The sequence below is a fragment of the Apibacter sp. HY039 genome (assembly GCF_004023655.1).
Lineage (GTDB): Bacteria > Bacteroidota > Bacteroidia > Flavobacteriales > Weeksellaceae > Apibacter > Apibacter raozihei.
Genome location: NZ_SAYM01000001.1, coordinates 65,573 through 82,851, shown reverse-complemented (window position 1 = coordinate 82,851; position 17,279 = coordinate 65,573). Strand labels below are relative to the sequence as shown.

Genomic DNA, 17,279 nt, shown 5'->3' with positions numbered 1-17,279 from the left:
ATGCTAATAGTTGGCGCTAAAGGTTTTGCCAAAGAATTATTAGAAATTTGCCATCAGAATAATGAATTAAAAAATCTTGTTTTTTTTGATGATGTAAACAAAAATAATGAGATATTATATGGTAAATTTCCGATTCTTAAAAGTACAGATGCAGCCTTAGAGTATTTTAAAAATATTGATCATAGATTCGCTTTAGGATTAGGTAACCCAATTCTTAGAAAAAAATTCACAGATAAGCTAACAAGCATTGGTGGGCAAATTACTTCTTTAATTAGCAAAGATTCTAAAGTAGGATCGTATGGAGTAGAAATAGGAGAAGGAGCAAATATTTTAGATGGTGTTAAAATTTCAAATGACGTAATTATTGGTAAAGGTAGTATTATATATTATAATTCAATTATTACTCATGATGTTGTAATTGGAGATTTTGTAGAAATTTCTCCTGATGTAAAGATACTAGGTAGAGCTAAAATTGGAAATAATTGCCAGTTAGGTTCAGGTACAATAGTTCTTCCCGACATAACTATAGGAAATAATGTAATTACTGGTGCAGGTGCTGTTATTACAAAAAATTTACCAGATAATTGTACTGCTGTAGGTGTTCCATCAAGAATTTTAAATAAATAAAATATGTATCCTTTAGTTAGTACTATCATGATTACCTATGGGCATGAAAAATACATTATTGACGCAATTAATGGGGTTATAAAACAAGATTATGAAGGAAAAATAGAGCTAATTATCGCAAATGATAAATCTCCCGATAATACAAAACAAATTGTTGATGATTATATAAAACATGAAACTATTCCTTCAAATATTACTATTAATTTTATTTGCCATCAAAAGAATAAAGGTGTTATGGCAAATTTTACTTGGGCGTTAAAACAAGCAAAAGGTAAATATATTGCTTTGTGTGAAGGAGATGATTATTGGATTGATAATTCTAAACTAAAAAAACAGGTTAGTTTTTTAGAAAAAAATGAAGATTATTCAATTCATAGTTCTCATGCTAGGGAGCTAAAAAATAAAATACCTGCAAGTATAATAGGTAATTATTATAAAAAACAAACGTATAATATAACTGATTTTTTCACAAAAAATAATTTGATAACATGTACCATAATGTTTAAAAATTGTAGAATAGAGGATGATTGTTTCAAAAAAATCTATTTTGGAGATTGGATGTTGTATATAAATGTATTGTATTCAATTCCAAATTCTAAAGCATATGTATCAAATGAATGCTATTCTATGTATCGTATTCATGAACTTGGGGCTATGTCAAGATTAACTAATATTCAATTAGATGAAAAACATATTTTACAAATAACAAGAATTAAGAAATTTTTTAAACCGAAATATTCTAATCAAGATATTTCATTGATTAATAACTATTGTTTAAATATTTATCGCTATTCAATAACACATAAAAAACTACTTAATGCAATAAAAATATTTATCAAAAATTTTAAATTAGTTGGCTTTAAAGTGCCATTTACAATATATTTATACTATTTACGCCAAAATAAATATTAGGAAAAAAATTAAACCTTATTTAATAATTATATCATGATGAAAAAAATCATTATCTTGGGGTATTTTTAAGTCTATAATAAATAATACTTATCAAATCTTCTCCTATATTGCATTTAATTATGTATCATCATTTAATGCATATGAAAATTCGAAATTATTGTTTTAAAGTCTGAATTTAAAGTTTAATTTAATTTTTAAAGACGGGGAGTGTAATGTAAATATAATATTGTCTAGATTAATAAAATAAGAAGATTAAATTTGTAAACTATATAAATTACTGTGTATATTATGTACAACTTTTCAAACTTAATAAATTTTATATTACTTGAATGTAATTTTAAAAATAATAAAATAATAAAATAATAATATGATGAAAGCATATATAAAACATATTTCATATTATTTACCTGAAAATAAATTTACAAACCAAGATATAGAGAATTTATTTCCTGAATGGAACAACGACAAAATAATTTCTAAAATCGGAGTTAAAAGTAGAAGAATTGCAGGTAAAGATCAGAAAGTTTCTGATATGGCAATAGAAGCAATTCAAAATCTTTGCTCAGAATTTCAGATTAATAAGTCAGAGATTGACTATTTAATCATTTGTACTCAGTCTCCCGATTATTTTTTACCTGCTACGGCTTGTATTGTACAAAATAAAGCTGGGCTACCGACTTCTTGTGGCGCAATAGATATTAATCAAGGATGTTCCGGATATATTTATGGCTTGACCTTAGCTAAAGGATTAATAATTTCTAAGGTTGCTAAAAATGTAGTTTTAGTTACATCTGAAATGTATTCTAAACATATACATCCTTTAGATAAAGGAAATAGAAGCATATTTGGTGATGCTGCTACAGCTACATTAATTTCAGATAATGGAGAATACGAAATCGGTGAATTTTCTTTAGGAGGTGACGGAAGCGGGTGTGAAAATTTGATGATCAAAAATGGAGGTATGCAAAATGATAAAACAGGTGATACTACCTTTCCTAGCGATGATTATCTGTTTATGAACGGTCCAGAAATTTTTAAATTTACTGCAAAAGTAGTTCCGGACCTAATTTTTGGTACTTTGGCTAAAAACGACGAATCGTTAGATTCTGTTGATCAATTTTTGTTTCATCAGGCAAACACATATATGCTAAAATATTTAAAAAAATTAATTAAAATCCCGGATAATAAATTTATTATTGATATGGAAGATTATGGAAACACAGTATCATCTACTATTCCTATTTCTTTGAAAAATTTAATAACTAATAATAATCACAAAGAAAAAATTCTTATAGCTGGTTTTGGTGTAGGCTATTCATGGGGAGCAGTATGTCTCTATAAAAATTGAGATTATGATAAAATTTTTAGATCTGCAAAAAACCAATTGGCAATACCAAACTGAAATAGAAGAAAGATTAATGAAAGTTTTTCGTTCCGGATGGTATTTGTTAGGAGAAGAAGTAACAAATTTTAAAAATTGCATTAAAGCTGAAGAGGTAATAGTTGTGGCTAATAGTTTAGAAGTACTAAGACTAACTATTTAAATGAGATAGATATTGAGCATAATAAAAATGGTAACTATGCTCATTATATCCAAAAACATGGTCAAATTATATAAAAAAAATAATGTAGATAGCACTCTTATCAAAGAGTATAAAAATTATAAAGGAAAGAAAAATATACTTTATTATTTTATAAAATTTAAAGTTCCATATCAAATCTATAATTTTAAAAATAAGATTTTATATCGTAAAAATCTATGACTAACAGTCCATTTATTTCAATTATTGTTCCCTGTTATAATCAGGCAGAATATCTCGATGAAGCCTTAAATTCAGTTTTAAATCAAACATTTAGTAATTGGGAATGTTTAATTGTTGATGATGGGTCACCAGATAATACTCAAGAAATAGCAAATGTATGGTGTCTGAAAGATGATAGATTTAAGTATTTAAAAAAACAAAATGGAGGTTTAAGTTCAGCCAGAAATTATGGAATTAAATTTGCTCGAGGAGAGTGGGTGTTGCCTCTGGATGCTGATGATAAAATAGCTGATAAATATCTTGAATTAGCAAATAACAAAATAAAACAAGATCAGGATGTTTGCTTAATATATTGTAAGGCTAAATTTTTTGGAACAAGAAATGATGATTACAATTTAGCTCAATATAATTTTGTTAATCTTTTACTGGAAAATATGATTTTCTGTTCATCTTTTTTTAAAAAATCAGACTTTATAGAAGTTGGTGGGTATGACACAAACATGAAGTTTGGATATGAAGATTGGGAATTTTGGATCAATTTATTAAAAAATGAAAAAGGTACAGTTTCAAAACTTGACTATTTAGGTTTTTATTACAGAATGAAAGATAGCGGATCTATGATTCAGGAGATTAACAAAGATGAATACAAAAAAAATTATAGTTTTAGATATATGATAAAAAAACACTCTGAATTGTACTTAAATAACGAAAAATTACCTAATATAATTCAGTTAAATTATGAAAATATTCACTTAAAAGACAAAAATTTAAAACTGCAAAAGAAAATTCAATTTATAGAAAACAATTTTCTATATAAGATATTACATCGAATTTATAAATTTATTAGTGGATAAGAGGTGAGAGTTTCAGTTGCGATATGCACTTACAACGGAGAAAATTATCTAAGAGAACAATTAGATAGTATTTTGTCTCAAACAGTTCAACCAGATGAAGTGGTGATTTGTGATGATGGATCAACAGATCAGACTCTTTCAATAATCGAAGAATTCCAAAGTAGGTATCCCTCCATAATAAATATATTTCAGAACTTAACGAATCTAAAAGTAATTAAGAATTTTGAAAAGGCAATAAATTTATGCAACGGAGATATCATTTTTCTGTCAGATCAGGATGATATTTGGTTTCCCTACAAAATAGAAACCGTATTGAATCACTTTCAAAAAAAACCACAATGCAAGGCTTTTTTTCACGATTTAAAGCTAATGAAGGAAGATAGTGAGCTACAGCAGACTATTTGGGATGTATTATTATTTAAAAATGTCTTTAACAATATTTCACTAAACAGTAAATTTGTTGAATATCTACTTAAATATAATAATGTTGTAACGGGTGCAGCATTAGCTTTCAAAAAAGAAGTTAAAAATGATATTTTACCGTTAGATTCTGGCTTAATTCATGATTATCAAATAGCAATTAAATTAGCAATTAAAAATAGTATATCAGCAATTCCGGAAACTCTGGGTTATTATAGACTTCATAAAGGACAACAAATTGGAATTGATAACAACAAAGTAGATATAAACAAAAAAGAATCTATTTTAGAATTTTTTACAGGTATAACCGACTGGTATATAGAATTACAGTTTCTATCGATAGCATTAAACAGAGCAGAAAATTATGAAAGTTTTATTCCTGGTTTATCAAAGTATGTTTATATTCTAAAAAATAATAGTAAAGAAGCTAAAAAAAATTTTTTTAAAAATACTCCTTTTTTTAAAAAGAAACGGATATTATTACGCTGGTATAAATACAAAATTTTAAATACGACAATAAAAGATATTTTACTTAAATAAGAACATAAAATGAAGTTAGCAATTGTAATACCCTATTATAAAAAACAATTTTTTGCACAAACTTTAGATTCATTAAAAAAGCAAACAGATCAAAGGTTTAACATTTACATTGGTAACGATGCTAGTCCTGAAGATCCTAAAGATTTGATTCAAGAATATTTGTCTGATAGACAATACGAATACTTTGAATATCCAACTAACTTGGGCGGTAAAAATTTAGCAGAACAATGGGAAAGAGTGATTGATGAGACAAAAGGAGAAGAATGGATTATGATTCTGGGAGATGACGATTATTTATCAGATAATGTTATAGAAAGTTTTCATAATCATCTTAAAGAAGTTGATGATTTAAATATAAACCTAATAAAGTATTCTCAACAGTTAGTTGACGATAACAATAAATTTTATTCTTACAGGACAAGCCATCCCAAAATATATTCAACAGTTAAGTTTTATATAGACCGAACTTATGGCAGATCTCGCAATAGTATAAGCGAAAATATTTTCAGATATACAGCATATAAAAAATATAAATTCAAAAAATACCCTTTAGCTTGGCCTAGTGATGATATGGCTTGGCTTCAATTCACAGATTTTGGTAACTTATATTTTATAGAAGATGCAACATTTTACATTCATTCTGGGAATTTTAATATATCTGGCAAAAATGACAAACAAGATATTAAAGGATATGGAGCATGCTTATTTTATAAAGATATATTTTTGAATTATGAAAAGCACTTTCCAAAAAAAGAACTCTTTAAGTTTTTACGATTTTACGAAAATACTTCAAAAAAATACAATCTTCCAATAGAAATAAATTTAAACAAATATTATCTTAAATACGGAGGCATTTTGCCTTGGTTATTGTCAATCAGGAGAAAACTTCTAAATAACTAAATTCATTATAACCGATGATCGGCTACTTCTTTATTTAAAAAAGATTTGCAATCATAAATTAAAGATTTTTCTTTACATAAGTCTTTGATATTTATGTTTCTAAAGTCGTCGTGAGGAACCGCTAATATAATAGTATCAAAAGCCTGTAAAGGAAGGGTGGTAAGAATATCAATACCGTATTCACGCTTTACAGCTTTAGGATCTGCTACCGGATCATACACAGTTACAGATAAATCATATTCTTTTAAGCTCTTTACAATATCAATCACCTTAGTATTTCTTACATCAGGACAGTTTTCTTTAAAAGTAAATCCTAAAACTAAAATCGAAGAGTTATTAATAATAATATCTCTTTTTATCATTAACTTGATAACTTCAGAAGAAATATAGCAGGCCATTGAATCATTTAAACGTCTGCCAGCTAAGATAATTTCAGAATGGTAACCCATTTTCATAGCTTTTTGTGCAAGATAGTAAGGATCAACACCTATACAATGGCCTCCTACTAATCCCGGCTTGAAAGGAAGAAAATTCCATTTTGTGCCAGCAGCTTCTAATACTTCCGAAGTGTCAATTCCCATCAAATTAAATATTTTTGCAAGTTCATTAACGAAAGCAATATTTATATCTCTCTGAGAATTTTCTATTACTTTAGCGGCTTCAGCCACTTTTATACTAGATGCCTTAAAAGTACCTGCTTTTATAATGGAAGCATAAAGTTTATTTACAAAATCAGCCGTCTCTGAAGTTGAACCTGAAGTTACTTTTTTTATTTTAGTAAGGGTATTTACCTTATCACCAGGGTTTATTCTTTCAGGAGAATAACCAGCGAAAAAGTCAATGTTATATTTTAATCCGGATATTTTTTCTATAACCGGAATGCAATCTTCTTCTGTACATCCTGGGTAGGTAGTTGATTCGTAAATGACTAAATCTCCTTTTTTTATGACCTTCCCTACAGTTGTACTAGCCATGAGCAAAGGAGTTAAATCAGGCTGATTAGATGAATCCACGGGGGTGGGCACAGTAATTATATAAACTAAAGAATCTTTTATATCGTCAATTTGATTGGTAGGAAAAAAACCATTTGAAGACTCAATAAAATCGGATGATTTTACTAAAACGTCTGAAATTTCACTTTTTGAAACTTCTAACGTATGATCAAAAGAATTTCTTAATTGAGTAACTCTATCAGAAGATAAATCAAATCCAATGACTTTATATTTTTTTGCAAATTCCAAAGCAAGAGGCATTCCTACATATCCTAGGCCTATAACAGAAATTTTCAATGATTGAGAAGTTAAGAACATAAATTATTGTGTCAAAAAATTAAGTAATTTGATAAAAAGATTTATACCAGTCGATAAAATGTTTTATCCCGGTTTCAACAGAAGTCTCAGGTTTAAAATTAAAATCAGCCATCAAATCACTAACATCAGCAAAAGTAGATGGGACATCACCGGCCTGTAAAGGTAAAAGGTTTTTGATAGCACGTTTCCCTAATTCCTTCTCTATAGTTTCAATAAAATAGGATAATTCAACAGGTTTACTATTTCCGATGTTATATAACTTATAAGGCGCAATAGAGTTTGATGGATCTGGATTTTGAGGATCCCAGTTTTTGTTTCCGGATGGAGGGTGATCATTAACCTGTACTATACCTTCTATAATGTCCGAAATATATGTAAAGTCACGTTGCATTTTACCGAAGTTATATACACTAATGGGCTCGTTATTTAATATAGCCTTAGTAAAGAGAAACAAGGCCATGTCAGGCCTGCCCCAAGGTCCGTAAACAGTAAAAAAACGTAATCCTGTAGTAGGTATATTAAATAAATGACTATAGGTATGAGCCATCAATTCGTTACTTTTTTTGCTTGCGGCATATAAGCTCAAAGGATGATCCACATTATCCTTTGTAGAAAAAGGTTGTTTTTCATTCAATCCATAAACACTCGAGCTGCTTGCATAAGTTAGATGTTTTATTGAGTAATTCCTGCAACATTCTAAAATATTTGTAAACCCTATGATGTTAGAATCTATATAAGCCTGAGGATTTTCTAAAGAATATCGTACTCCAGCCTGAGCAGCAAGATTGATAACTTTATCAAATGATTCTTTTGAAAATAATTGATCTAGATTTTTTTTGTCTTCAAGATTTAGTTTAATAAACGATAAGTTAGAATATTTATGACTTCTAATGATACAGTTGTAAGCTAAATCAGACTCTGTAAATCCAAGATTATTTAATCTTCCGAATTTAATTGAAACATCGTAATAATCATTAATATTATCAAGACCTGTTATTTCATCTCCCCTCTCAGAAAGTACAGACGCAAGGTGATATCCGATAAATCCGGCAATTCCTGTTATAAGGATTTTCATTTAATATACTTTGAATTATTTAAGGTTGAAAAAATTGAATAACAAAGATAAGCTTTTATAGTCATTTGTTTTTATTTAAAAAATAAGAAAAGTGCATATAAAATATTAGTATTTTTGAAAAATTTTAAACCTCTTTAGCTAATATTTATGAAAGTAATCAGAAAACTAAGTTTATATACGTTTTTCACATTGTTTTTAATCGGCTGCAAAACGTCGGTTACTCATGAGTTTCATAAAACCTATCTCAATTCAGTTATTGACGATGAGATACAGGAAAATAAAGAACTTGCCAGAAAAATTGAGCCATATAAGCATCAAATTGATTCTATTATGAGTCAGCACGTAACCTATGCAAACGAAGACTATACAAAATCCGGTTATTCCAGTAATGAAGGAAATTTACTTGCAGATTTAATATTAGATTATTCCAAGAAGTATGCTAATAAGCATAATCTTTCCTTACCAGATTTCTGTTTATTAAATTTAGGTGGGGTGAGAACCATAATTCCAAAAGGAGAAGTTACCGTTGGTTCTGTATTTGAAGTTGCTCCTTTCGAAAATGAAGTGGTTTTTGTTCAAATGAATGGAATATTAATGCAGGAAATGTTTGAGTATCTTCAAAAAGAAAAAGTAGGTCATCCATTAGCAGGAATAAAAATAGTCTATAATCAAAATCAAACTTTAGTAGCAGAAATTGCTGGAAAGCCTTTCGATAAAAATAAAACGTATTGGGTTGCTACTAATGACTATTTAATGACAGGTGGAGACCGTATGTATTTTTTTACGAAATCTGAACATAAAATTATTCCTAAAATTATTTTAAGAGATGCACTTATCGAAGAAATGAGTACATATAAAACACTTCCGAATAGTAATGAAATAAGGTTACAGTTTCAAAATTAATTATAACATGAAGAGAAGAGACTTTATAAAAACATCAGCAATTGCAGGAACTGCATTAACGCTTCCCAACATTGCATTTGCATCTGATATACTAAAATCGGACAAGAAAATTACCATATTACATACAAATGATCAACATAGCCGTATAGAGCCATTTCCTGCAACATATACTAAAAATCCAGGTCAGGGAGGTTTTGCACGTCGGGCAACGTTAATAGACAAAATAAGGAAAGAGCAAGAAAATGTTTTGCTGGTCGATTCCGGAGATATATTTCAGGGGACTCCTTATTTTAATTTTTTTAAAGGGGAGCTCGAATTTAAGTTAATGACAAAAATGGGATATGAAGCCTCTACGATGGGAAATCATGAATTCGATAATGGATTGGAAGGTTTTAAAAGCCAATTACCACATGCAGGATTTGATTTTTTATGTTCCAATTATGATTTTACTAATACAATTTTAGAAGGATGTACTAAAGATTTTAAAATTATTGATAAAGGAGGCGTTAAAGTAGGATTGTTTGGTATAGGAGTTGAACTGGAAGGACTTGTGGCACCCACTTGTTATTTGGAAACCCAATATAATAATCCGATAGAAATAGCTCAGGATAGAGCAAGAATGTTAAAAAAAGAGAAAAAATGCGACTTAGTTATATGTTTATCTCATATTGGATATAAATATCCGGGTGATCCTAATAAAGTTTGCGATATCAAATTATGTAAAGAAACGTCTAATATAGATTTGGTATTAGGAGGACATACGCACACATTTTTTAAAGAACCTGAAAAATACCTCAATAAAGAAGGGAAAGAAGTATTGCTAAATCAGGTAGGATGGGCAGGTCTTTTGCTTGGACGAATTGATTATCTATTTACTGAAAATAATAAGATTAAAGAAATTGCAAGTACGGCAATTCCTATTGATAATCAATGGGTATAATCTCTGGGCCCAAATAGCTTGCTTCCGATTCGAACCATTGTGCTTCCACATTCAATAGCGATAGGGTAATCATCAGACATTCCCATAGATAAAATTGTTAAATCAAATTCTTTTTGATGGGAAACATAGAAATTATTTAGAGAAGAAAACTCTTCTTTAATCTGATTAATATTATCGGTAAACGAAGCCATTCCCATACAACCTCGAATTTTAACATGTTCAAATTTACCTGATTCTTTCTCTACTAAAAGCTTTAATGCCTCATCGAAAGAAAGTCCATACTTGGTTTCTTCCTGAGCTATTTTAATTTGCAGGAGAACAGAAATCACACGACTATTTTTTTTTGCTTCTTTATTGATGGTTTGAAGTAATTCTTCACTATCCACAGAATGTATTAAGTCAATAAAAGGTGCAATATATTTGACTTTATTCTTTTGAAGATGCCCAATTTGATGCCAGTAAATATCTTTAGGTAAAACAGGATATTTTTGAGTAAGCTCTTGAACTTTATTCTCTCCAAAATCCCTTTGTCCTGCATCATACATAGCTTGTATTTCTTCTACAGAACGAGTTTTAGATACAGCAATTAATTTAACATTTTCAGGGATACTTTTTAAAATAGTTTCCAAGGATTTATTTGAGTTCATAGTTTACAAATTTAGTAAAAGTATAGAATTTAACATATATAAATAAAATTAACTGATAATGCCAAGAATATTATATTTAAAAAAAACAATTCAAATGTTTAAGGCTTATTGTCTTGATAGATAAACAGAAGTTAATTAACTACCATGGCATGTGACTTAATTTTATCAGCGATTATTTTATGAACTATATTTTTGATTCTGATATGATATCAAGATTTGCGAATCATCTTGAAGTTTACCATAAAAATTATTTAAAGAATCAAAAATAAAAATTGTCCAATTTAGCTTCTAAGAATTTTTTTTCATTCTTTACCCAAAGTAAAAAGTCTTTAATTATGTGTATCTTAATTGGATAATTGATTAGTATAATGTTAGGCATATACTTTGTAAAAAAGTTTCTCCCAGTGAAATGAGCCAGGGTATTAGTCCGTTCATTTTTTAACCAAATGGGTTAATATAAATGATCTATAAACAAAAACGTTTTTTCTGTTTATATTCAGGTAAATATCTATAGTATTGTGAAGCAAGTTGATACTATCATATTTAATTTTCAGCTCCTCAATATTTCTAAATATTTTATAATGATTGGAGTATAAATAGTTATTTTACTGAACCAGAAAGTGCTTTTTATATACTTTTAAATGGTGGGAATGTTTTTTAATAAACCTAAAAATCTGCCAATTTTCAAGAATCTGGATTTATTTACTATTTGTAGTAAACTATCATACTTATATTTTCTGGTAAAATCCTCTACAAATAAGGTGTCGATATTTTTTACACCCCTTTTTTTTGCAATGTTGGTAATTGATAACCAGTGCCAGAATCTGGCTTTATCTCTGTTTCCTGCTGCTATAGCCAGTCCTTTATCATGCCATCTGTAATAATAAAGGAATTTGTCAAGAAAAGTAGCATCGCCAACATCATATAATTTAAGATATAAATCCATATCTACAGCTCTTTGTAAATAAGGATCAATACCATCCGTTTTTAGATAAAAAACTTTTTTAAATGTTGAGAAATGAAAAATAACTGCATCTAAATTAAAAAATAAGGGATCTCTTTGCTTTATAGAGTGTTTTTGTGCTTTATACTTAATATTAAAAGCTTCATCACAATCATAATGAGAAGAATATATAATAGAAGAATTTGGGTTTTCTAAATGTGTATGAACCATATCTTCTATTGCCGTTTCAGAAATTTTATCATCTGGGTCTACAAACCCTAGAATATCACCCTTTGCAAGTTCAATGCATTTTCTTTTTGTATAGCCACACCCTTGATTTTTTGAATTGTTGTACAAAGAAACTCTTTTATCTCCATTTATTATTTTGCTGATTACTTCTAAAGAATTATCAGTTGAAGCATCATCAACAATAATCATTTCCCAATTTTTGTACGTTTGAGACAGGATAGAGTCGTAAAAATCCTTAAAAAAAATTCCGTTATTATACTGAGCGACTAAAATTGAAAATAAAGGATTTTGAGTTGACATATTTATAATAATTATTCTTTAGTGAATTTTCATACAAATGTAGCAATATTTTTATTAAAATATTAGACTTTTGATTACATTTGTATTGTAACTAAAAAAAATATTTTGCATTTACATATAGAAAAAAAATTTAAAATAGCTTGTTATGCAGAATGTGTAAGCTGTGTATTACTGTTTTTTATTGCTATGCCGTTAAAATATTCCTTTCATAATACTATATTGATGATTCCTGCAGGAATTATTCATGGAATTTTCTTTACAGCATATTTAATATTAGCTGTTCTTGTACGAAAAATATATAAATGGGATGATGAAGATTTTGTTTTTGCCCTTATGTCAGCATTCTTTCCATTCGCCACTTTATGGGTGGAAAAAACGTTGGCTAAACCCGATAGAAATCAAAAAAAATAGAGTTTACCAATAAATGATAAACTCTAAAGTTATTTTAATTTAGAAAAATTAACTCATTGCATTTTGCAGTTCCTCTGTTATTTCCATATTGTGAAAAACATGTTGAACGTCGTCGTCATCTTCAAAACGTTCAAGCATTTTCATGATGACCTGTGCCTGATCTAAAGGTAATTCTTTCGTAGTATTTGGCAATCTCTGCAACTCAGCACTCTTAGGCTCTATTTTCAATTCTTCGAATTTATGGTTCATAGAACCGAAATCTTCGAAAGAACTTGTGATTATAACTTCATCTTCATCAGCTTCAACCTCTTCAGCTCCCGCGTCAATCATTTCAAGTTCAAAATCATCCCAATCCAGAGTTATAGCAGATTTATCCAGTGTAAATATACCCTTTCGGTCAAAGATAAAAGTCAACTCACCATTTTTGCCTAAGTTACCATCAAACTTATTAAATATAGCCCTTACATTAGCAACAGTACGGGTAGAATTGTTGGTAGTACACTCAAGATAAATGGCAATACCTCCAGGACCATAACCTTCGTAAGTTATTTCATCGTACTGTTCAGCATCGGCTCCCGAAGCTTTTTTAATAGCCCTTTCAACATTATCTTTAGGCATATTAACCCCTTTCGCATTAAGTAAACAACGACGTAATGCCGGATTAGCTTCCGGATTAGAACCACCGGTTTTAACTGCTATAGCAATTTCCTTTCCTATTCGGCTGAATTGTTTAGCCATTTTATCCCATCTGGCTAATTTTGAAGCTTTTCGATATTCAAATGCGCGTCCCATATTAGATTTTAATTTCTAGTGGCAAAAATAGTAATTTGTAAATAATTGTGATATTTCTCTAAAACTATTTTTTAATAAATAGATAAGGGTTTATCTGTTTTCAAAATCCGTTAAAGTAACTCTTCTGGAATTTTACAAACAGGAATAGGATTAATTTTATGCTGTGCCAGTCGGTTAAGCCTGTCATAAATATCAAAAACTTCTTTTTGTCTTCCTGTAAAATCATCAGCAGAATGATTTGCATGTACACTCATGGCCCATTCAAGTTCAGGATAAGTTGCTCCGATTTGATCCTCATCAGAGCGATCATCTCCCCAAAGCCCATCCGTTGGTTTAGCTTTTTGAATATCTTGAGAAACTCCTAAAACCTTAGCTATTTCGTAAACCTGACTTTTAAGCAAATCAGCTATAGGACTTATATCCACGCCGCCGTCTCCATATTTGGTGAAAAAGCCAACTCCAAAATCTTCAATTTTATTTCCTGTACCACATACGAGATATCCGTGTAATCCGGCAAAATAGTATAAGGTAGTCATACGTAGTCGGGAACGAGTATTAGCAAGCGCAAGATAAGTGTTTTTATGAAGTTCATCTACATTCAATTCTTTTTTCAAGACTTCAAAAGACTCAGTTAAATCTACTCTTTTCGTAGAAACATTTGGAAAATTTTCAGCAAGAAATTTCATATGTTCCTGCGCACGAGTTACCTGCTCTACAGGCTGGTGTATTGGCATTTCAATCAGCAATACAGGTTTTTCTGTTTTTGCTGCTAATGTGGAAACTACTGCTGAATCAATTCCTCCGGAAACACCAACTACAAAACCTTGGGTTTTGGATTGTGTAATGTAATCATTTAACCATGTAACTATATGAGAAATTACTTCTGTTGTTCGCATAATATTGTACCTTTGTCTATAGTTTATATCTAGAAAATTTAATGTAAAGATAATGAAGATTATTAAATATTTACTAGTAATTATTGGGTTGATAGGTTGTACCCGAAAAGAGAATACAAAAAATGAAAGATGGAATGTTGATGTAAGTGGTATCGGTGTAAATTTAGATTTTACAGATATTTCCAAAGATTTTTATAATTTGGAATTTCCTATCTCCGAATTTCGGAAAAAATACACTTTTTATCTGGATTCAAACTTCCCGGACAAAGAATATGAAAAGCAAAGAAGAGACACTACTGAATTAAATATTTATACTGAAATAAAAAGCAAAGTTAACCAGGATAAAATAAAAGAGGAACTTAGCAATTTATTCAGGCATATCAAATATTATTATCCAAATTTTGAAGTTCCTAAAGTTTATTTATACTCATCATTCATTACAGATCATCTTTCTCCGGTAACCTACGTTCCCAATCAGAACTATCTGTTTATTGCGGCAGATTGCTTTTTAGGATATGGTAATAAATATTATGATATGATGAAAATTGACAGATATCTTCAGGTAACTATGGATCAGAATTTTATTGCTCCCAAGGTTGCGCGTGCGATTATAGATGAAAAATCGTGGGTTCCTAAAGAATGGACCAGCCAGTCTTTCGTATCCCAGATGATTTATCAGGGGAAAAAATTAGTCCTTGAAGATGCTTTTTTACCCAAGTTACAAGATCGGTTTAAAATAGGATATACCGAAGAACAGATGAAATGGGCGGAAGATAATGAATTTGAAATCTGGAATTATTTCATTCAGGAAAATTACGTATTTAGTGATGATATATCATTATCCGATCGATTCCTTACATTAGCACCGTTTTCCAAATTTTATACGGAAGCTGATTCAAAAAGTCCCGGACAGATTGGCAGCTGGGTAGGCTGGCAGATTTCCAGAAAATATATAAACGAAAATCCGGATATAAGTTTACAGGATTTTATTAAAAATAATAATCACGATCAAATATTCGCTAAATCTAAATACAAGCCGGAACCAAAATAAATCAGATACACAAAAGTAATACGATGAAAGAAACAGAAATTAATTTTTCCATACAATTAGATGAAAACCATATTCCTGAAAAAATAGTTTGGGCAGCTCCCGACGGAGGCATTATTGGAGCAGAGACTAATTCGGTTTTATTATCCGTTTGGGATGATAAAAAAAAAGAAGCCTTGCGTATTGATCTTTGGACTAAAGAAATGCCGGTAGATGAAATGAAACGTTTTTTTCATCAGGTATTGGCTTCTCTTGGCGATTCTTATCAAAGAGCTACGGATGAAGAAGACGTGGCAGATGAAATCAGAAGATTTGCTGAGTATTTTGCAGATAGAAGCGGAATTAAAATGTAACATATAGATTGCCAATATTTTAAAATAAGAGCTGTTTTACAGTTTATAATACTAAAATTTAATTAATGATACTTTACAATAGGAATAGAAGATTAAGAGCGAACCAGTCACTTCGTGATCTTGTTAAAGAAACCGTACTAACTACCAATGATTTTATGTTACCCGTGTTTATTACCGAAGGTCAGGGTGTAGTTGAAGAAATACCATCTATGCCAGGCATATATCGTCGTTCATTAGATCAAACGGTAAAAGAAGTTAAAGAATTATGGTCCCTAGGCATTAAAGCGGTTAATTTATATGTAAAAGTAAGCGATACGTTAAAAGATAATACCGGAAAAGAAGCATGGAATAAAGAAGGCTTAATGCAGCAGTCCATAAAAGCAATTAAAGATGCAGTTCCGGAAATAGTGGTTATGCCGGATGTAGCATTGGATCCGTATTCAATCCACGGACATGACGGTATTGTGGAAGACGGTAAAATATTGAATGATGAAACGGTAGAGGCCTTAGTTAAAATGAGTTTAAGCCATGCGGAAGCAGGTGCGGATTTCATTGCTCCCAGCGATATGATGGATGGAAGGGTACTGGCTATAAGAGAGGCACTGGAGCAAAATGGTTTTTCTGATGTTGGAATTATGAGTTATGCGGCCAAATATGCGAGTTCGTTTTACGGGCCTTTCAGGGATGCTTTGGATAGCGCTCCGGGGTTTGGAGATAAAAAAACATACCAGATGGATTATGCAAACAGTAGGGAAGCTATTAATGAAGCCCTGCGCGACATTGAAGAAGGAGCCGATATTGTAATGGTTAAACCTGGATTGCCTTACTTAGATATTGTTTCTCGTTTGCACGAGTTGGTTGACGTTCCGGTAGCTGTATATCAGGTGAGTGGAGAATATGCAATGATAAAAGCAGCAGTACAAAATGGTTGGCTGGATAATGATAAAATTATATTGGAAAGTCTTACATGTATCAAAAGAGCTGGAGCAAGTCTTATTTCAACATATTTTGCCAAAGAAGCAGCAATCCTACTGAATCAATAAAAAATGTAAAATATTTAGATTAGAAATAAAAAAACCTCTTACTTAATAAGAGGTTTTTTTATAATAAATTTTTGTTCTTATTACATTACCGCTTTTTTGGAAGTGGCTTTAGCTGCTTTTGCTTCTTTCGTTCCTTCTTTTTTCACGTCTTTTGCTTCTTTCTTGGTTTCGTGTTTTACTGCTTTTGCTTCTTTTTTACCTTCTTTTTTTACAGACGTAGCTTCTTTTTTTGCTTCTTGTTTAACTCCTTTTACGTTTTGTGCGTTTGCGATTCCTAATCCGAAAATAGCAGCTAATGCTAAAGTTAAAAATTTTGTTTTCATGATGGGGTTTAAAATTTAAAGTTCTGATGT

The 17,279-nt window shown here is 30.1% G+C and carries 20 protein-coding genes; 13 read left to right on the top strand and 7 right to left on the bottom strand.

The window, feature by feature from the left end; all coding sequences use genetic code 11:
• The 7 genes from EQ921_RS00390 to EQ921_RS00360 all read left to right on the top strand — a co-directional run bounded on the left by EQ921_RS00390 (position 1) and on the right by EQ921_RS00360 (position 6,016).
• Positions 1–627, top strand: a complete 627-nt coding sequence (locus EQ921_RS00390; protein WP_128330149.1) for an acetyltransferase — start codon at positions 1–3, stop codon at positions 625–627.
• Positions 628–630: 3 nt separating this feature from the next.
• Entirely contained in the window at positions 631–1,539 is a 909-nt protein-coding gene (locus EQ921_RS00385) for a glycosyltransferase (RefSeq protein WP_128330148.1), read from the top strand.
• A gap of 367 nt (positions 1,540–1,906) precedes the next feature.
• Positions 1,907–2,887 carry a 3-oxoacyl-ACP synthase III family protein gene (locus tag EQ921_RS00380; protein WP_255424402.1) on the top strand — a complete coding sequence of 327 codons (981 nt, stop codon included), beginning with the start codon at positions 1,907–1,909 and terminating at the stop codon, positions 2,885–2,887.
• Between the two features lie 4 nt (positions 2,888–2,891).
• On the top strand, positions 2,892–3,083 hold the full coding sequence (locus EQ921_RS00375; protein ID WP_128330146.1) for a hypothetical protein: 192 nt from the start codon (positions 2,892–2,894) through the stop codon (positions 3,081–3,083).
• Positions 3,084–3,298: 215 nt separating this feature from the next.
• Positions 3,299–4,156: a glycosyltransferase family A protein gene (locus EQ921_RS00370; RefSeq protein WP_128330145.1), complete on the top strand. Its 858-nt coding sequence runs from the start codon at positions 3,299–3,301 to the stop codon at positions 4,154–4,156.
• Positions 4,157–4,159: 3 nt separating this feature from the next.
• On the top strand, positions 4,160–5,116 hold the full coding sequence (locus tag EQ921_RS00365; RefSeq protein WP_128330144.1) for a glycosyltransferase: 957 nt from the start codon (positions 4,160–4,162) through the stop codon (positions 5,114–5,116).
• A gap of 9 nt (positions 5,117–5,125) precedes the next feature.
• On the top strand, positions 5,126–6,016 hold the full coding sequence (locus EQ921_RS00360) for a glycosyltransferase family 2 protein (protein ID WP_128330143.1): 891 nt from the start codon (positions 5,126–5,128) through the stop codon (positions 6,014–6,016).
• A gap of 5 nt (positions 6,017–6,021) precedes the next feature.
• Here EQ921_RS00360 and EQ921_RS00355 read toward each other — a convergent pair whose 3' ends face one another.
• Positions 6,022–7,326 carry a nucleotide sugar dehydrogenase gene (locus EQ921_RS00355; protein WP_128150047.1) on the bottom strand — a complete coding sequence of 435 codons (1,305 nt, stop codon included), beginning with the start codon at positions 7,324–7,326 and terminating at the stop codon, positions 6,022–6,024.
• A gap of 19 nt (positions 7,327–7,345) precedes the next feature.
• Positions 7,346–8,401 (bottom strand): NAD-dependent epimerase, encoded by a 1,056-nt coding sequence (locus tag EQ921_RS00350; RefSeq protein WP_128330142.1) that lies wholly within the window; start codon positions 8,399–8,401, stop codon positions 7,346–7,348.
• Between the two features lie 147 nt (positions 8,402–8,548).
• On the opposite strand from EQ921_RS00350, the gene EQ921_RS00345 reads away from it, so the two are divergent.
• Both EQ921_RS00345 and EQ921_RS00340 read left to right on the top strand, forming a co-directional pair.
• Positions 8,549–9,304: a 5'-nucleotidase C-terminal domain-containing protein gene (locus tag EQ921_RS00345; protein ID WP_128150043.1), complete on the top strand. Its 756-nt coding sequence runs from the start codon at positions 8,549–8,551 to the stop codon at positions 9,302–9,304.
• Positions 9,305–9,311: 7 nt separating this feature from the next.
• Positions 9,312–10,244, top strand: coding sequence for a metallophosphoesterase (locus tag EQ921_RS00340; protein ID WP_128330141.1), 933 nt, complete (start codon positions 9,312–9,314; stop codon positions 10,242–10,244).
• Here the strand turns inward: EQ921_RS00340 and EQ921_RS00335 are convergent.
• Positions 10,232–10,891, bottom strand: a complete 660-nt coding sequence (locus EQ921_RS00335; protein ID WP_128330140.1) for a YggS family pyridoxal phosphate-dependent enzyme — start codon at positions 10,889–10,891, stop codon at positions 10,232–10,234. The genes EQ921_RS00340 and EQ921_RS00335 overlap by 13 nt on opposite strands.
• Before the next feature lie 637 nt (positions 10,892–11,528).
• Positions 11,529–12,383 carry a glycosyltransferase gene (locus EQ921_RS00330; RefSeq protein ID WP_128330139.1) on the bottom strand — a complete coding sequence of 285 codons (855 nt, stop codon included), beginning with the start codon at positions 12,381–12,383 and terminating at the stop codon, positions 11,529–11,531.
• A 105-nt stretch (positions 12,384–12,488) separates the two neighbouring features.
• Here EQ921_RS00330 and EQ921_RS00325 point away from each other — a divergent pair, with 105 nt between their 5' ends.
• On the top strand, positions 12,489–12,794 hold the full coding sequence (locus EQ921_RS00325) for a DUF3817 domain-containing protein (protein WP_255424401.1): 306 nt from the start codon (positions 12,489–12,491) through the stop codon (positions 12,792–12,794).
• 48 nt (positions 12,795–12,842) lie between these two features.
• Here EQ921_RS00325 and EQ921_RS00320 read toward each other — a convergent pair whose 3' ends face one another.
• Together EQ921_RS00320 and nadE are read right to left on the bottom strand one after the other, a co-directional pair.
• On the bottom strand, positions 12,843–13,586 hold the full coding sequence (locus EQ921_RS00320) for a YebC/PmpR family DNA-binding transcriptional regulator (RefSeq protein WP_128150018.1): 744 nt from the start codon (positions 13,584–13,586) through the stop codon (positions 12,843–12,845).
• Positions 13,587–13,696: 110 nt separating this feature from the next.
• Positions 13,697–14,482 (bottom strand): NAD(+) synthase, encoded by a 786-nt coding sequence (gene nadE / locus EQ921_RS00315; RefSeq protein WP_128330137.1) that lies wholly within the window; start codon positions 14,480–14,482, stop codon positions 13,697–13,699.
• Positions 14,483–14,534: 52 nt separating this feature from the next.
• Between nadE and EQ921_RS00310 the strand changes: the two genes are divergently transcribed.
• From EQ921_RS00310 to hemB, 3 genes are all read left to right on the top strand, one after another.
• Positions 14,535–15,533 (top strand): gliding motility protein GldB, encoded by a 999-nt coding sequence (locus EQ921_RS00310; RefSeq protein ID WP_128330136.1) that lies wholly within the window; start codon positions 14,535–14,537, stop codon positions 15,531–15,533.
• Between the two features lie 23 nt (positions 15,534–15,556).
• The gene (gene gldC / locus EQ921_RS00305; protein ID WP_128150012.1) at positions 15,557–15,883 is read left to right on the top strand and encodes a gliding motility protein GldC; all 327 of its coding nucleotides are present in this window, start codon (positions 15,557–15,559) and stop codon (positions 15,881–15,883) included.
• Between the two features lie 65 nt (positions 15,884–15,948).
• On the top strand, positions 15,949–16,926 hold the full coding sequence (gene hemB, locus EQ921_RS00300; protein WP_128330135.1) for a porphobilinogen synthase: 978 nt from the start codon (positions 15,949–15,951) through the stop codon (positions 16,924–16,926).
• Between the two features lie 80 nt (positions 16,927–17,006).
• Here hemB and EQ921_RS14700 read toward each other — a convergent pair whose 3' ends face one another.
• Positions 17,007–17,249, bottom strand: coding sequence for a hypothetical protein (locus tag EQ921_RS14700; RefSeq protein WP_164875241.1), 243 nt, complete (start codon positions 17,247–17,249; stop codon positions 17,007–17,009).
• Positions 17,250–17,279: the final 30 nt, after the last annotated feature.

Excerpts from the sequence above, each read along its gene's own strand:
- EQ921_RS00390 (WP_128330149.1), top strand. The coding sequence starts at position 1 with ATGCTAATAGTTGGCGCTAAAGGTTTTGCCAAAGAATTATTAGAAATT.
- EQ921_RS00385 (WP_128330148.1), top strand. The coding sequence starts at position 631 with ATGTATCCTTTAGTTAGTACTATCATGATTACCTATGGGCATGAAAAA.
- EQ921_RS00380 (WP_255424402.1), top strand. The coding sequence starts at position 1,907 with ATGATGAAAGCATATATAAAACATATTTCATATTATTTACCTGAAAAT.
- EQ921_RS00375 (WP_128330146.1), top strand. The coding sequence starts at position 2,892 with ATGATAAAATTTTTAGATCTGCAAAAAACCAATTGGCAATACCAAACT.
- EQ921_RS00370 (WP_128330145.1), top strand. The coding sequence starts at position 3,299 with ATGACTAACAGTCCATTTATTTCAATTATTGTTCCCTGTTATAATCAG.
- EQ921_RS00360 (WP_128330143.1), top strand. The coding sequence starts at position 5,126 with ATGAAGTTAGCAATTGTAATACCCTATTATAAAAAACAATTTTTTGCA.
- EQ921_RS00355 (WP_128150047.1), bottom strand. The coding sequence starts at position 7,326 with ATGTTCTTAACTTCTCAATCATTGAAAATTTCTGTTATAGGCCTAGGA.
- EQ921_RS00350 (WP_128330142.1), bottom strand. The coding sequence starts at position 8,401 with ATGAAAATCCTTATAACAGGAATTGCCGGATTTATCGGATATCACCTT.
- EQ921_RS00345 (WP_128150043.1), top strand. The coding sequence starts at position 8,549 with ATGAAAGTAATCAGAAAACTAAGTTTATATACGTTTTTCACATTGTTT.
- EQ921_RS00340 (WP_128330141.1), top strand. The coding sequence starts at position 9,312 with ATGAAGAGAAGAGACTTTATAAAAACATCAGCAATTGCAGGAACTGCA.
- EQ921_RS00335 (WP_128330140.1), bottom strand. The coding sequence starts at position 10,891 with ATGAACTCAAATAAATCCTTGGAAACTATTTTAAAAAGTATCCCTGAA.
- EQ921_RS00330 (WP_128330139.1), bottom strand. The coding sequence starts at position 12,383 with ATGTCAACTCAAAATCCTTTATTTTCAATTTTAGTCGCTCAGTATAAT.
- EQ921_RS00320 (WP_128150018.1), bottom strand. The coding sequence starts at position 13,586 with ATGGGACGCGCATTTGAATATCGAAAAGCTTCAAAATTAGCCAGATGG.
- nadE (WP_128330137.1), bottom strand. The coding sequence starts at position 14,482 with ATGCGAACAACAGAAGTAATTTCTCATATAGTTACATGGTTAAATGAT.
- EQ921_RS00310 (WP_128330136.1), top strand. The coding sequence starts at position 14,535 with ATGAAGATTATTAAATATTTACTAGTAATTATTGGGTTGATAGGTTGT.
- gldC (WP_128150012.1), top strand. The coding sequence starts at position 15,557 with ATGAAAGAAACAGAAATTAATTTTTCCATACAATTAGATGAAAACCAT.
- hemB (WP_128330135.1), top strand. The coding sequence starts at position 15,949 with ATGATACTTTACAATAGGAATAGAAGATTAAGAGCGAACCAGTCACTT.
- EQ921_RS14700 (WP_164875241.1), bottom strand. The coding sequence starts at position 17,249 with ATGAAAACAAAATTTTTAACTTTAGCATTAGCTGCTATTTTCGGATTA.